We start from the raw sequence: 14,311 nt of genomic DNA, 5'->3' as shown, positions 1-14,311 counted from the left end.
TGGTTCCGCCGCGACCTGCGGCCGGCCACCACGCCGGCACCGCTCGGCGCAGGTGGCAAGCAAGCTGTGGCCGCGTCGATCCGCTGCTCCACGCCGTCTCACGCGCGGAGACCGCACGCTAGGTCCTAAGGTCGACGAGGCTGAGGCGGATTGCCCCTTCCCGCCGCTGGGCTCCGCGGGAATCGTCGGGTCGCAAACCGATCAGCACGAGGGGGCCCGATGTCCGTCAGCCCGAGCCATCGACCAGGACGAGTCGCGCTCATGTCGGTCGCCGCCGCGTTGGGTACTCAAGCCCTCATCGGCGTTTCGCCCGCGCACGCCGCGGAAACCTCGCGCGCCCCGATCGACCTCGGCGTTCTGCCGGGCGGAACGTTCAGCGATGCTTACACGATCAACGACCGCGGGGTCGTGATGGGTGTGGCGATCCCGGCGGACGGCGCCGAACAGGCCGCGAGCTGGGACAGGAAACACCGGATCACCGGCTTGGGTACGTTGCCCGGAATGGACCGGAGTGACCCGAAAGGGATCAACGACCGAGGCACTGTCGTGGGCGACGCGTTTCCCGACCCGGGTTACTTCCGGCAAGCCGTGAAGTGGGACAGCCGCGGCCGGATCGCAAAGCTGGCTGCCGTGACGGGATTCGACTACAGCAGATCGGTCGCCGTCAACGACGGCGATACCGTGATCGGCGAGGCCTACGACTTCTCGGCCGACTACCGCGCGGTCCGCTGGAATCGCGACGGAACCGCAACCCTTCTTCCGCTGCCGCCGGGTGTGTATTTCGGCAGCCAAGCCCGGGCAATCAACAACGCAGGCGAAATCGTGGGAGATGTCGGCAACGTTCCCCTGCGCTGGGATCGCGACGGCCACGTTATGCAGCTCGACACCCTCGGCGGTGGCTGGAGCTCTCCTCAGGCGATCAACGATTCGGGCATCGCAGTCGGCTACGGACAGGACTCAGCGGGCCGCAGCCGGGCGCTGAAGTGGGACCGTCAGGGACATGTCACCGACCTCGGCACGCTCGGAGGCGCTCACAGCCAGGCCGTGGCGATCAACGCGAAAGGTGAGGTGCTGGGCACCTCGTCGACCTCGGACGGCACCACCGTCACGGTCCGCTGGGACAGCAGTGGCCGCATCACCGGCCTGCCCGAGATCGATTATCCCCAGGCGATCAATGACCGCGGTGACGTCCTCGGTCGCACCGCTCTGTGGAGCCCCGGTGGTCGGATCACCCGGCTCGCACCCTTGGCCGACGGTGAATTCGCCGACGCGAACGGCATGAACGACGACGCAGTCGTAGGGCTTTCCAGTAGAACAACCGAAAATGGGAGTGTCTACCACGCCGTGCTTTGGCCGCTCCGCAAGCCGTGAACAGCTTTCTGATCCTCGTCGACGGCGCACCGCAGGCCGCCGGGGAGTTCGGCGCCGGCCGGTCTGCTGCGCCACGCCACGCCACGCTGACGTCACCGCCGCGCTCGGGAACCGGGCCGGGTGCCTGGCCGTGGCGGGTCCCCGGGCAGGTGGCTCAGCAGCCGGACGAGTTCGGCCGCGTCGATGACCCCGGCGTCCGCGGCGCGGATCCAAGCGCCGGCGGCTCGGCGGGTGAACTCTCGCGTGCTGAGGCGGACTCCGTCCCAGGTCGCGCGGAACGGCCGGTCCGACGATGCGGCAGCGCCACCCGTGGTTCCTGCCGGGAGTGGGACGGGTCAGCTGAGGGGGTCGGAGATCCATGTCAGCCGGACGGTCCGGGTGGCGGGGGTGTCGATGCGGTGGAGACCGCCGAGTTCGTCGGTGACGGTCTGGAGCGCGGCGAGGGTGGCCGCTTCGTGGTCGGCGCTCGGGGGACGGCCCTGGTAGCTGACGGTCAGTGCGAGCTGCCGTTCGGACGTGGTGCGGGTGGCGATGTCGACCGCGCGGGTGAGTCCGAGGTGGTCGGCGAGCAGCAGGGCGATGGCGAGCCAGCGGCCGATCAGGTCGATCGTCTTGGCCGGGAGCTCGCCCGGCAGCGGATCGTGGACGGTGAACTGCTGGGCGAGTTCGAGCGGCCCGGCCACGGTGGTGCAGGTGCGGAGCAGGTGGGCGAGCAGCGGGCCGGTTTCGTCCCTGCGGTCGGTGTCGTCGGCTTCGATGGCGCCGGCGAGGTGGTCGCGGGCGGTGGTGATCGCCGTGCTGAGCAGCGCCAGCCGCGGCCAGTGCTCGGGCGGAAGCTGTGCGTGCAGTTGCTCGGTCGCCGCCTGCAGCGCCGCCAGGTCGTGCGTGGTGACCTCCTGGAGGACGGTGGTGAGCCGGTCGTGGGCGGCGGTGTAGCGGTCGGCGATCCGGGCGGCGTTCGCCGCCGCGGCCGTGATGGCCCGCCACGTCTGTCCGGCGTACTCGGCGAAGAACCGGAGATCGTCATCGGTGAACTGGTCCGCCCCCAGCGGCCGGCCGGCCAGCAGGGTGCCGTCCCACTCGCCGGTTTCGGTGTAGAGGGGCACGACCATGCTGGGTCCGATGCTTGCCTTGCGGGCCGATTGGACGGTCCTCGCGTCCGTCGCCGTGTCGGCGACCCGGATGGCCTCGCGTTGGGCCCGGGACAGGGCCGAGACCGAACCCTCGAGCGGGATGAGCCGCCCGGCCCATTCGGCGCCGTCCCCGGACGCGGCGGCGATCCGCAGCCAGCCCGGCTGGGGAACGCACAACGTCAGCGCGGCCGAGCCCGAGCCGGCGCAGCTCCGCGCCCCCGCGACCAGCCGGTCGAAAACCGGGGTCAGGCCGGCGCTGTTCAGACCGGCCGCATCGAGCACGGCTCCGGCGAGCTCGCTCAGTACCTGGTTGACGGCTCGTTGCCAGTTCGCCGGCAGTTCCACCGCCGTGATCGTTTTCGTCATCGCGTACCACTCAGCTTTCCCGGTTTTCGCAACCCGCGCATTCTCCGACGCGGGTGTACGTGCACTTCCGCAGCGCGACGGCGGGTCCTTGATTTTTCAACTCTAATACGAGACCGGTTCGGCGGAACTGTCCGTGCGCGAGTCGGGCCAGGACCACTCGATCGGAGCATCGGAGTCTTTTTCGACGAGGTCACGATGATCGTCGATCGTCATTTTCCGACTCGGCCGCTTTCTCCTGAAATCGCCGGAATTCTTCGAGCGCGCGCACCTCTCGGCACATTGTGGTGAAAATCCGCCGGAGCGGAGCGTGCAGGGTGAAATGACTTTCAGTGAGAGCGGCTCTCGCGGCGAGGAAACCGCAGGTGCGGCCCCGGGCCCGGGCAGCGGACGAAGTCGTCTCCGGAAGGGGCTCCGTCCTCCAGTACCCGGCCGGGAGTCCCTAGCCCACCCGACCGGCCGGCACGATGCTGTCCGCGAAGGGAGCTCGATGCACCGCCGTACCGCGCAAGACCGCCTCGTCGCCCGGGCCGCGAGGGCCAGGACGGGCCGGGAGTCCCATGGGCACTGAAGAGTACCGGCGACCACCGGACGTGTCGGACCGCGTACCGGGCCTGCTCGACGCCGTGATGCGGGTGGGGCGCGGGCCGGAGCTGTCGCAGGTGCTGCGAGAGGTCGTGGTGGCCGCGGCCGCGCTGACGGGCGCCGGGTACGGCGCGCTCGGGATCGTGGGAGACGGGCGGCGGCTGGCTCAGTTCCTCCCGGTCGGCATGGCCGACGAACTCGTCGCCGCTTTGGGCCCGGTGCGGGGTGAGGACTCATGATCGAGATCATCGCCATCGACACCCCGAGCCTCGGCGACCGCAGCTACCTCGTCGAGGACGGCGAGACCGCGTTCGTGGTCGACCCGCAGCGCGACATCGACCGGGTGCTGGATCTGGCCCAGGTGCGCGGGTTGCGGATCACCGACGTGTTCGAGACCCACATCCACAACGACTACGTGACCGGGGGTCTCGCGCTGGCCCGCGTGACCGGTGCCGCCTACCACGTCAACGCCGCGGATCCGGTGTCCTTCGAGCGCACGCCGATCGACGACGGCGACGTGGTCGAGATCGGGCCGCACATGCGCGTGCGCGCCCCGGCGACCCCGGGGCACACGTTCACGCACCTGTCCTACGTGCTGGAGGTGCCGGGGCGAGCTCCCGCGGTGTTCACCGGCGGTTCGCTGCTGTACGGCTCCACCGGCCGGCCCGACCTGCTCGGCCCCGCCCATACCGGCGAGCTGGTCAAGCGCCAGTACGCCTCGGCGCACCGGCTGGCCGAGATCCTCCCGGACGACGCCGAAATCCACCCCACGCACGGCTTCGGCAGCTTCTGCTCGGCCACCCAGTCCGCGGCCGACCGGTCGACGATCGGCCGGGAGAAGCAGGTCAACCCGGTGCTCACCCAGCAGGAGCGCGACTACGTCGACGGACTGCTCGCCGGTCTCGACGCCTACCCGGCCTACTACGCCCACATGGGCCCGGCGAACTCGGCCGGCCCCGGCGCCCCCGACCTGGCCACACCCGGGACGGCCGACCCGGCCGAGCTGCGCTCGCGCATCGAGGCGGGGGAGTGGGTGGTGGACCTGCGGTCGCGCACGGCATTCGCCGCCGGCCACGTGGCGGGCACGCTCGACTTCGGTGCCGACGGCAGTTTCGCGACCTACCTGGGCTGGCTCATCCCGTGGGGGACTCCCTTGTCGCTGCTCGGCGACACCGCCGAGCAGGTCGCCGACGCACAGCGCGAGCTGGTCCGGATCGGTGTCGACCACGTCGAAGCCGCCGCCACCGGCACGCCCGCAGCGTGGTCGGGCGAGGTCCCGCTCGGGTCGTTCCCGCGTGCGGACTTCGGGGAACTGGCCGTGGTCCGGCATCACCGGCCGGTGACGGTCCTCGACGTCCGGCGCGACCTGGAGTGGGCGCACAGCCACCTCGACGACGCCGTGCACATCCCGCTGCACGCTCTGCTCGGCCGCCTCGGCGAAGTCCCGGCCGGGGAGGTGTGGGTGCACTGCCAGGCCGGCTACCGCGCCTCGATCGCGGCCTCGGTCCTCGCCGCGGCCGGACGCCGGGTCGTCGCGGTGGACGACGAGTTCGACCGGGCCGCGCGGGCGGGGCTGCCCCTGGCGGTGGGCTGAGCTCATGACGCTCCTGCCGGCGGCGGCGTTCGGCCTGGTCATCGGCGCGGCCCTGGGCCTGCTCGGCGCGGGCGGCTCCATCCTCGCCATCCCCGCGCTGGTCTACGGGGTCGGGCTGCCGCTCGGCGCGGCCATCCCGACGTCGCTGCTGGTCGTGGCGGTGTCCGCGGCCGGTGGCCTGGTGGCCCGCCGGCGCTCGAAGGTGATCCGCTGGCCGGTCGCGCTCGTCTTCGCCGCGGCGAGCGTCCCGGCCGCGTTCGGCGGCACCGCGCTCGGCAAGCTGCTGCCCGACCGGTGGCTGCTGGTCGCGTTCGCCGTCCTGATGGCCGTGGTCGCGGTACGGATGCTCACCGCCGCGCCGGCGCGGGACGGCGCCTGCCGGACCGGCGCGGGCGGGGTGAACTGGCGCAGCTGCGTGCCCAAGGCCCTGGCCGCCGGCGCGGTCGTCGGAGTGCTGACCGGCCTGTTCGGGGTCGGCGGCGGGTTCGTCATCGTCCCGGCCCTGACCATGCTGCTGGGCCTCACCGCACCGGAAGCCGTCGCGACCTCGCTGGTGGTCATCGTGCTCACCTCGGTGGGCGGGCTGGCCGCGCACGCCACCCACGGTGCCCGACCTGCCCTACGGCATCGCCGCGGTGTTCGCCGGGGTGGCGCTGCCGGCGTCGCTGCTGGCCGGGAAGGCCGGCAACCGGCTCCCCGCGCGGACCGTCCGGCGGACGTTCGCCTCCTTGATCCTCGTGGTCGCCGCCGCGGTCGCGGCCGCGGCCAGGTTCGCGCCAGCCGCCTTGCACGGTGGTTGAGCCGTCACGAAAGGAATGATCGCTGTGAAGTACGACCTGAGCGTCACCTTGGACCTGCCCTACGAGAAGGCCGTGGCCGAAGTGCGTGCCGCGTTGAAGGAGCAGGGGTTCGGGGTGCTGACCGAGATCGACGTCCGGGCGACGATGCGCGAGAAGCTCGACGCGGACATGGAACCGTACGTGATCCTCGGCGCGTGCAACCCGCCGCTGGCGCACCGCGCCCTGGAAGCCGACAGCATGATCGGGCTGCTGCTGCCCTGCAACGTCGTCGTCCGCGCCGACGGCGACGAACGCAGCCTGGTCCAGGCGCTCGACCCGCGCGTGATGATCGAGGTGCCCGAACGGGAGGAACTTCGCCCGGTCGCCGAAGAAGCCGGCAAGCGCATCCGCGCCGCCCTCGACAGCTTGCCCGGAGCCTGACCACTGCAACCCTTGGTCGCTCGGGCGGGTGACCGAAGACCCTACGGGGCGCCGGTCCGCCGCCGGAAAACTGAAGCGGTGACCAAACGCATCGTGATCCTCGGCGGCGGCACCGGCGGCACGCTGTCGGCCAACCGGCTGCGCCGCGACCTGGGCGACGGCGCGGACATCACCGTCGTCGACCACGACGACGACCACGTCTACCAGCCCGGGCTGCTGTTCGTGCCCTTCGGCCTCACCGCTCCGGAAGACCTCGTGCGATCCCGTCCCCGGCAGCTGCGCGACGGCATCCACTACCGCCGCGCCGCCGTCGACCGGGTGGACGCCGAGAGCGACCAGGTCCACCTGCGGGACGGCACGGCGCTGCCCTACGACGTCCTGGTGGTCGCCACCGGCGCGCGCTTGATGCCCGAGGAGACCGAGGGGCTGACCGGTGCCGGCCGGCGCGACACGGTGCACTCCTTCTACGACTACGAGGGAGCCGTGGCCCTGGAGTCCGCGCTGGCCGGGTTCACCGCGGGACGGCTCGTGGTGAACGTGGTGGATTTGCCGATCAAATGCCCGGTGGCCCCGCTCGAGTTCTGCTTCCTCGCCGACTGGTACTTCACCGAACGCGGTGTCCGCGACCAGGTCCAGCTGACCTACGTCACCCCCTTGGACGGCGCGTTCACCAAGCCCGTCGCCTCCCGGACCCTGGCCGGGCTCCTGGCGGAGAAGAACATCGAGCTGGTGACCGAGTTCAACACCGGCGAGGTCGACGGCACCGGAAAGCGCCTGATCTCCTACGACGGCCGGGAGGTCGCCTTCGACCTGGCGGTCGTCGTGCCCCTGCACGGCGGAGCGTCCTATGTGGAGCACACGCCGGGACTGGGCGACGAGTTCGGGTTCGTCCCCGCCGACCCGCACACCCTGCAGTCGAAGGCCCGCCCGAACATCTTCGTCATCGGCGACGCCGCGGCGCTCCCGACGTCGAAGGCCGGTTCGGTCACCCACTTCGAGGGCGAGGTGCTCGCGCGCAACGTCGCCCGGTTCCTCGCCGGGGAGGAGCTGGACGCGGGCTTCGACGGGCACACGAACTGCTTCATCGAAAGCGGTTTCCACAAGGCGATGCTCATCGACTTCAACTACGACACCGAGCCGCTTACCGGGCACTTCCCGGCAGCGGTGGGGCTGCCGTTGCTGAAGGAGTCGCGGCTGAACCACCTGGGCAAGCTGATGTTCTCCTGGCTGTACTGGCACAGTCTCCTGCCCGGCCGCGACATCCCCGGCGTGTCGACGTCGATGCCGCTCGCGGGCAAGCACTTTCCCGCCCCTGCCGACCACTGAGAACCCGAGGAGGACACCGACATGCCCACCGCGACCTACGCCGGCACCCCGGTGCCGGTGACCGAAGACGGCTTCTTCACCGACCCGGACACGTGGACCGAAGAGATGGCTCCCGAGATCGCCCGCGAAGCCGGCATCGTGCTCACCGACCAGCACTGGCAGGTCATCAAGCACATGCGCCACGAGTACGCGGAAAAGGGCACCGGGCCGACCGTCCGCGCGCTGGGCCGCACCTCCGGCGTCACCGTCAAACAGCTGTACCAGCTGTTCCCGAAGGGCCCGGCCAAGATCGCGGCGAAGATCGCCGGCATCCCCAAGCCCCGCGGCTGCATCTGACAAGGCGGCACACCATGACCGACAAGATCGAAAAGATCTCCCTCATCATCTCCAAAGGCTCCCTGGAAGCCATCTACCCCGGGCTGATCATGGCCAACGGCGCCCGCGCCGAAGGCATCGAAGCCAACCTGTTCTTCACGTTCTTCGGCCTGGACGCGATCCACAAGGCCCGCCACGAGCACATCAAGCTGGCCACCGTCGGCAACCCCGGGCTGCACCTGGCCACCTGGGCCGGCGGTTTCCCCGGCGTCTCGTCGGTGATGACCCAGTACATGGCGCACAAGATGGAGAAGCTGGACATCCCGTCCATCCCGGAGTTCATCGAGATGATCTCCGACACCGGTGCCGGGCTCTACGCCTGCAAGGCCTCGGTCGACCTGTTCGGCCTCGAGAAGGACGACCTGATCGATCAGGTGCAGGGCATCATCACCGTCGGGGAGTTCTACGACCAGGCCGCCGGTGGTCAGATCATCTTCACCTGATTCCGCCGGGCAGCCGCAACTCCCCGACGGGCGGCCCTCGTTCCCCACCGACGTGCGCGGTGCGCGCCGGCCACGGATGGCCGGAACGCCGCGGGCCGATGAGCGCGCGGCCGGCCACGGGCGAACGGGGCCGGCCGGGATCGACACCCCCGCGATTCTCCCTCGGCCGAAAGTACGAGACGGGCGCGACTCAGCGGGTGCCGGGCCGCGGCGGGTCCTAACTTCCCGGTATGACTACCGAAACGGTCCGGGCGAACCCGCCCGGCACGATCATCGCCGCCTTCTTCGGCTTCCTCGTGTCCACGGTCTCCGCGATCGCCGGCGGGCTGCTCGTCCTGAGCGCGCGCGACGAAATCGCGGCGGCGCTGCGCCGCAGCAACCCGTCGATGACGCCGGAGCAGCTCGACCGGCTCACCCTGGTCGCGCAGGTCGTCCCGGTCGCCATCGCCGTGGTCATCGCGCTCGGCTACCTGTGGCTGTCGTTCAAGCTGAAGGCGGGACGGAACTGGGCCCGCGTCACGCTCACCGTGTTCACCTTGCTCCAGGCCGCCTCACTGCTGACCACGGAACCGTCGTGGGCGGGCTACGTCAGCTGCGGGGTCGCGGTCGTCGCGACCGTGCTCAGCTACCTGCCACCGGCCAACCGCTACATCGCCGGAGCCCGGCGCGCGGGCTGAGCCCGGCCGGTGGATCATGACAGTCATGCGCGGAACGGGGGCCCGGGCCCGGCGCGGCATGCTCGGCACCGAGATCGTGGTGCTCGCCGCGGCGATGGTCGCCGACGCGCTGCTGGCCCTGCGCGTGCCCGGGGGCGGAGGCGGCTGGGCCGCCCCGCTGAGCGGGCTGGTGTCGACGGGCACGGCTGTCCCGGTACTGGTCGTGCTGCGACGGCGCTTCCCCCGCCACATCGGCGTCCTGGGGAGCGCCGTCGCCGCGCTGTCGGTGCTCGGCACCGTCGTGCCGATCGTCACCGGTGCGCGGAGCCAGCCGCCGATCGCCGAAATCGTCGCGATCGGGGTGCTCGCCGCCTCGGCCGGCCGCAAGCTCGAGCCGAAGCGCGCGGCCGTACTGGCACCGGCGCTGGGCGTCGTGATGATCGCGGCGCCGTTGCTGCGCTACGGATCGGACGTGCCGGCGGCGTTGCTGGCTGTGGCGGCCGCGGCGTACTGGGGTGCCTGCCTCGGGGTCGGGCTCATCCTGCGGGCGGCGGACGGCCGGGAGCGGGACGCGCTGGAGCGGGTGCGCGGTCAGGAACGGCTGCAGCTGGCCAGGGAATTGCACGACCTGGTGTCCCACCACGTCAGCGGCATCGTCGTCCGCGTGCAGGCCGCCCGCGCGATCACCGAGGCGAAGGCCGATGAGGACGACCACGCCGCGGTCTACCGCGAGATCGAGGAGGCCGGGAGCGCGGCGCTGGCCGCCGCGCGCCGGCTCGTGGGCATGTTGCGGGACACCGAAGGCGTGCCGCCGCCCGCCGGTGCTGTCCTCGGTGACGCGGTGCGCGCGGCTGCCGGCTCCTTCGCGCGGGCGGACGTCGCCGAGGAGCTGGACCAGCTACCGGTGCCGGCCCAGCTGGCCACGACGATCCACCGCGTCGTGACCGAGGCGCTGACCAACGTCCGGCGGCACGCGCCGGCGGTGACCGAAGTGGCCGTCTCCGCCCGCGTCGAGGCCGACGAGCTGGCGCTGGAGATCCGGAACGACGGTGTGCCCGCGACTCCGCTGCCCTCGCCCGGCGGGTTCGGGATCATCGGCATGACCGAGCGGCTGGCCATGCTGGGCGGCACGCTGACCGCGGGGCCCGAGGCGGACTCGCGGTGGCGGGTCGCGGCCCGCTTGCCGCTCGGCGGGGAAGATGCTCCCTTCGACACGTTGCCGCGGGGGATCTGATGACCATCCGGGTGCTGGTGGCCGACGACCAGGTGCTGGTGCGCACCGGTTTCCGGCTGGTGCTCGACGCCGCGCCGGACATCGAGGTGATCGCCGAGGCCGCCGACGGCGAGACCGCGGTCCGGCTGGCGCGGCGGTTGCGGCCCGACGTGACGCTGATGGACATCCGGATGCCCGAAGTGGACGGTCTGCGGGCGACCGAGCTGCTCGCCGGACCGGGCGTCGCCGACCCGCTGCGGGTCGTGGTGGTGACGACCTACGACGCCGACGAGAACGTCTACGCCGCCTTGCTCGGCGGCGCCTGCGGGTTCCTGCTCAAGGACGCCGGGCCGCGGGCGCTGGCCGACGCGGTGCGCGCCGCGGCCAACGGCGAGGCGATGGTCTCGCCGTCGGTGACGGTGCGCCTGCTGGCCCGGTTCACCGAAAGAGCCCGGCGGCGCGCGGAAGGGACGCCGGCTCTCCTGACCGACCGGGAGTCCGACGTCGTGCTCGCGGTCGCGCGGGGCCGGACCAACGCGGAGATCGCCGACTACCTGCGCGTCTCGCTGTCGACGGTCAAGACGCACCTGGCGAGCGTGCAGCGCAAGCTCGGGCTCCGCAACCGCACGGAGATCGCGATTTGGGCGTGGCAACGCGGTTTGCTCGGCTGACGGCGATGCTTGACCGGTGTGCGAGACTCGCCGAGTGTGCTGTCAGCGCGACGACCACTTCACCGGGATCGGCTCCGGAACCGCCTGCCGCCGGCCGCCCGGGTGAGCCGGCGCAGCGGTGGGGGATGGCCGGGCGCCGGCTGGTCCAAGCGGTACTGGACTGGGCTCTTGCCGTCGGCGTAGGGGTTTTCGCCGCGCTCGGCGCGGGTCTGGTCGCCATTCCGTTGGTGCGGTGGGGTTACGTGCCACCCACGCTCATCCTGTGGGGACCGGCGATCGCGTTCCTCGCGGTCACCTACGCCTGCGACATCGTCATCCAGATCTGGGTTCCGGTGCGCCGGGGCGGGAGCACGCCGGGGATGCTGGTGATGGGCCTGCGGGTGCAGACCCTGCGCGGCGGGCAGCCCAAGGCGCGCGCCTACCTGATCCGGTGGGTGCTCCTCACGGTCGACGGGCTGCTGCTGGGACTCGTGGCCGTGGTCAGCATCGTGGCGACCGAGCGACGGCAGCGGATCGGCGACCTGGTGGCGCGGACGCTCGTGGTCCGGGCCGACCGCGCGTAGTACGACCGGACGTGCGTCAGCCGCTCGAGGTCCGGTGCTCCAGGTAGGAGACCGTGCAGCCGGCGAGCCGGTCCGCGGCGTCGCGTGTGTGGGCGGCGCACATCTTGCCTGCCGCGCCGTCCTCGTCGGTGACGACCGCGACCGCCGGCTCGCCGCACGGCGTGTGGAGCCGGTCGTAGTCCCACTCGCGGGCGCAGCCGGGAGTGGTGCACCGGGCGCGGTCTCCGCTCGCGCGCACCGTGGTGCCGTGGACCTGGCAGACGCCCCACGGAACGTCGCACAGGCCGGGGTCCCGGGACACCCGGACCCGGGCCAGGTTCTCGGCGGTCCGGGCGACCTCGTCGGTGTAGTCGCTCAGGTCGTGGGTCGCCTTCGCGATGGGCCGGGCGAGGCGCTGCAGATTGCCGTCGGGGGCCGTCTTCAGGCGGGCGGCCACCTCCGCGGTCCGGGCCGCGAGCGCTTCGGCGTCGGCGGCCAGCGCGCGCAGCTCGGCCGGCACGGGCTCGGACGGGGTCGGCTCGGGCATGCTCGTCCTAGGTGGTCGGTGGGCGCGGACTGCGCAGGTACCCCGAATCCGGGCGGCCCAATCGCGGGCGCTCACCGGCGGCGCCCGGCTTGGCCGTGATGACGAGGGCCGCCTGGTCGTCGGTTCCGCTTTCGTCCTGCGCGAAAGCGCGAACCGCCGCGGTGACGGCGTCCAGGACGTCCTGGGCGCCCGGCCGGGCAGGCGCGGACCCGATCGCGCTCAGCAGCCGGTCGTCGCCGAACTGTTCGCCGCGCGGGTTGCGGGTTTCGACGAACCCGTCGGTGAGCAGCACGAGGCTTTCGGCCGGCCGCAGGAGGAGTTGCCGCGGCTCGAGACGCGGCTCGCCGCCCAGGCCGAGGAGCTTCCCGGGGATGTCGAGCTCGTGCGTGCGGTGGGCGGCGTCGAGCACCACCGGCAGGTTGTGGCCCGCGCGGAGCAGGTCGACGGCGAGGCCGTCGTCGCGCGGGGTCAGGTGGCCGTAGACCATGGTGACGAAGTCGGTGCCGTGGGCGTCGGGGCGGTTGCTCAGGGCGCGGTCGACGGCCCGGACGATCGCGACGGGGTCGCCCAGCAGCGGCGCGACCGCGCGGGCGGTGTGGCGGACCAGCGCGGTGGTGGTCGCGGCCGTGGCGCCCCGGCCGCAGACGTCGCCGAGCATGAACGCCCACGTCCGGTCGTCGAGCGGGAAGACGTCGTAGAAGTCGCCGCCGATCTCCAGGCCCTCGCCCGCGGGGTGGTAGAAGGTCGCGAACTCGGCCCCGGGGACCGCGGGCAGGTCCGGCAGCAGCAGGCCGGCCTGCAGGTCGCGGGCGAGCGTGACGCGCTGGCGGTACTGGCGCGCGTTGCGGGCGGCGGACGCGGCGCGCCGGGCGACCTCTTCGGCGAGGGACACGGTGTGCCCGTCGAACCCGGCTTCGCCGGTGCTGAGCAGCGTGAGGACGCCGAAGGTCTGGCCGCGTTCGGTGAGCGGGACGCACAGGTAGCCGGTGACGCCCAGCTCGGGCCACGGACCGGGGGTCAGGGGCGGCTGCCGGGCCACCTCGGTCAGGCCGGAGGCGAGCACCCGGCCCAGTGCGCTGTCGCTGCGCAGGGCCGGCCGGTGGGCGTCCAGGAGGCCGGTGTCGTGGGCGTTCGCGCCGGCGCCGCCGACGCGGCGCAACCGGCCGTCCTCGATGATGTCGACCGCGCACAGCGGCGCGAGCGCGGGTACGCACAGCTGCGCCAGCCGCTGCAGGGCCTGCACGTGGTCGAGGTCGGCCGAGAGCGCGGTGCTCGCCGACAGCAGGAACGAGAGGTCCTGCCGGGCTGCCCGTTCCTTGGCTTCGGCGGCCTGCCGGGCCAGCTCGACGTGGTGGCGTTCGATCGCCAGCGCGGCCGTGCCGGCGAAGAGCCGGGTCAGCGCCAAATCGGTCTCCTGGGGAGAGCGCGGCGTGCGGTGGTACATCGCGAACGTGCCCAGCAGCCGGCCGTCGCGGCCCAGGATCGGCGTCGACCAGCACGCGGCGACGCCGGCGCGGCCGGCGAGGTCGCGGAAGTCGTCCCAGAACGGATCGCTCGCGATGTCGGTGACGATGACCGGCCGGCGCCGGTGCGCGGCGGTGCCGCACGAGCCGACCCCTTCGCCGGTGGCGATGCCGTCGATGGCCTCGTTGTAGAAGTCCGGCAGGCTGGGTGCCGCGCCGTGGCGCAGGTGCCGGCCGTCGGGGTCGGCGAGCAGGACCGACACCAGCACGTCCGGCGCGAGCTCTTCGATCGCCCGGGCCATCCCGTCGAGGATCTGCTCCAGCGGCGCCTGGCGGGCGATCTGCTCGAGCAGGACGCGGTGCTCGGCGGTGAGCCGCTGCGCGTGTTTGACCTGCGTGGTTTCGACGCCGATGAGGCGCACGCCCGCCACGGCGCCGGACGCGTCCCGGCGGGGCTCGTAGGTGAAGTCGTAGAAGGCTTCCCGTGCGTCCGCGCCGAGCCCCAGCACCACCCGCGCGTCCCGCCCGGTGGCTGGCTCTCCCGTCCGGTAGACCCCGTCCAGCAGCGCGAGGAAGCCCTGGCCGGCGAGTTCCGGCAGCACCCGGTGGAGCGGAACGCCCAGCGACGACGCGCCGGAGCGGGCCACCGCGTCGAAGAACGCGGGGTTCGCGGCCTCCAGCACGTGGTCCGGACCGGACAGGGACGCGAAGACCGCCGGCGACTGGCCGAACAGCGCCCGCAGATCCGAGTCGGTCGTGACCGGCGGCTCGGAACTGCCGAGCGCTCCGTCACCTGGTCGGGACATGGG

15 protein-coding genes and 1 pseudogene are annotated in these 14,311 nt (G+C 72.3%); 13 read left to right on the top strand and 3 right to left on the bottom strand.

What is annotated here, in order from left to right; translation table 11 throughout:
* The first annotated feature begins 261 nt into the window (after window positions 1-261).
* Window positions 262-1,371, top strand: coding sequence for a hypothetical protein (locus tag AB5J73_RS41415; protein ID WP_370964462.1), 1,110 nt, complete (start codon window positions 262-264; stop codon window positions 1,369-1,371).
* Window positions 1,372-1,706: 335 nt separating this feature from the next.
* Here the strand turns inward: AB5J73_RS41415 and AB5J73_RS41410 are convergent, their stop codons facing one another.
* Window positions 1,707-2,870: a GAF domain-containing protein gene (locus AB5J73_RS41410; protein WP_370964461.1), complete on the bottom strand. Its 1,164-nt coding sequence runs from the start codon at window positions 2,868-2,870 to the stop codon at window positions 1,707-1,709.
* Window positions 2,871-3,427: 557 nt separating this feature from the next.
* On the opposite strand from AB5J73_RS41410, the gene AB5J73_RS41405 reads away from it, so the two are divergent.
* The 12 genes and pseudogenes from AB5J73_RS41405 to AB5J73_RS41350 all read left to right on the top strand — a co-directional run bounded on the left by AB5J73_RS41405 (window position 3,428) and on the right by AB5J73_RS41350 (window position 11,513).
* A complete protein-coding gene (locus tag AB5J73_RS41405) occupies window positions 3,428-3,691 on the top strand; it encodes a hypothetical protein (RefSeq protein WP_370964460.1) in 264 nt (87 codons plus the stop codon).
* Entirely contained in the window at window positions 3,688-5,046 is a 1,359-nt protein-coding gene (locus tag AB5J73_RS41400) for a rhodanese-like domain-containing protein (protein ID WP_370964459.1), read from the top strand. Before AB5J73_RS41405 ends, AB5J73_RS41400 begins: the two co-directional genes overlap by 4 nt.
* A 4-nt stretch (window positions 5,047-5,050) precedes the next feature.
* Window positions 5,051-5,596: pseudogene (locus AB5J73_RS41395) on the top strand (sulfite exporter TauE/SafE family protein); the annotation flags it as partial.
* A gap of 55 nt (window positions 5,597-5,651) precedes the next feature.
* On the top strand, window positions 5,652-5,846 hold the full coding sequence (locus AB5J73_RS41390) for a hypothetical protein (RefSeq protein ID WP_370964458.1): 195 nt from the start codon (window positions 5,652-5,654) through the stop codon (window positions 5,844-5,846).
* A gap of 15 nt (window positions 5,847-5,861) precedes the next feature.
* The gene (locus tag AB5J73_RS41385) at window positions 5,862-6,266 is read left to right on the top strand and encodes a DUF302 domain-containing protein (protein WP_370964457.1); all 405 of its coding nucleotides are present in this window, start codon (window positions 5,862-5,864) and stop codon (window positions 6,264-6,266) included.
* Between the two features lie 78 nt (window positions 6,267-6,344).
* The gene (locus tag AB5J73_RS41380; RefSeq protein ID WP_370964456.1) at window positions 6,345-7,592 is read left to right on the top strand and encodes an NAD(P)/FAD-dependent oxidoreductase; all 1,248 of its coding nucleotides are present in this window, start codon (window positions 6,345-6,347) and stop codon (window positions 7,590-7,592) included.
* Between the two features lie 21 nt (window positions 7,593-7,613).
* On the top strand, window positions 7,614-7,928 hold the full coding sequence (locus AB5J73_RS41375; protein ID WP_370964455.1) for a TusE/DsrC/DsvC family sulfur relay protein: 315 nt from the start codon (window positions 7,614-7,616) through the stop codon (window positions 7,926-7,928).
* 14 nt (window positions 7,929-7,942) lie between these two features.
* A complete protein-coding gene (locus AB5J73_RS41370) occupies window positions 7,943-8,410 on the top strand; it encodes a DsrE/DsrF/DrsH-like family protein (RefSeq protein WP_370964454.1) in 468 nt (155 codons plus the stop codon).
* Between the two features lie 230 nt (window positions 8,411-8,640).
* Window positions 8,641-9,087, top strand: a complete 447-nt coding sequence (locus tag AB5J73_RS41365) for a hypothetical protein (RefSeq protein ID WP_370964453.1) — start codon at window positions 8,641-8,643, stop codon at window positions 9,085-9,087.
* Between the two features lie 25 nt (window positions 9,088-9,112).
* Window positions 9,113-10,300 carry a sensor histidine kinase gene (locus tag AB5J73_RS41360; RefSeq protein WP_370964452.1) on the top strand — a complete coding sequence of 396 codons (1,188 nt, stop codon included), beginning with the start codon at window positions 9,113-9,115 and terminating at the stop codon, window positions 10,298-10,300.
* Window positions 10,300-10,950, top strand: a complete 651-nt coding sequence (locus tag AB5J73_RS41355) for a response regulator (RefSeq protein WP_370964451.1) — start codon at window positions 10,300-10,302, stop codon at window positions 10,948-10,950. The genes AB5J73_RS41360 and AB5J73_RS41355 overlap by 1 nt, the downstream gene beginning before the upstream one ends.
* 5 nt (window positions 10,951-10,955) lie before the next feature.
* Entirely contained in the window at window positions 10,956-11,513 is a 558-nt protein-coding gene (locus tag AB5J73_RS41350; RefSeq protein WP_370973491.1) for an RDD family protein, read from the top strand.
* 16 nt (window positions 11,514-11,529) lie between these two features.
* On the opposite strand, the gene AB5J73_RS41345 is transcribed toward AB5J73_RS41350, so the two are convergent.
* Complete coding sequence (locus AB5J73_RS41345; protein ID WP_370964450.1) at window positions 11,530-12,039, bottom strand: hypothetical protein; 510 nt, start codon at window positions 12,037-12,039, stop codon at window positions 11,530-11,532.
* A gap of 7 nt (window positions 12,040-12,046) precedes the next feature.
* On the bottom strand, window positions 12,047-14,308 hold the full coding sequence (locus AB5J73_RS41340; protein ID WP_370964449.1) for a SpoIIE family protein phosphatase: 2,262 nt from the start codon (window positions 14,306-14,308) through the stop codon (window positions 12,047-12,049).
* Between the last annotated feature and the right edge of the window lie 3 nt (window positions 14,309-14,311).

Origin of the sequence: Amycolatopsis sp. cg9, assembly GCF_041346945.1 — a bacterium.
GTDB lineage: Bacteria > Actinomycetota > Actinomycetes > Mycobacteriales > Pseudonocardiaceae > Amycolatopsis.
Note: the sequence above shows the minus strand (reverse complement) of the source record. Positions and strands in the feature narration are given on the sequence as shown.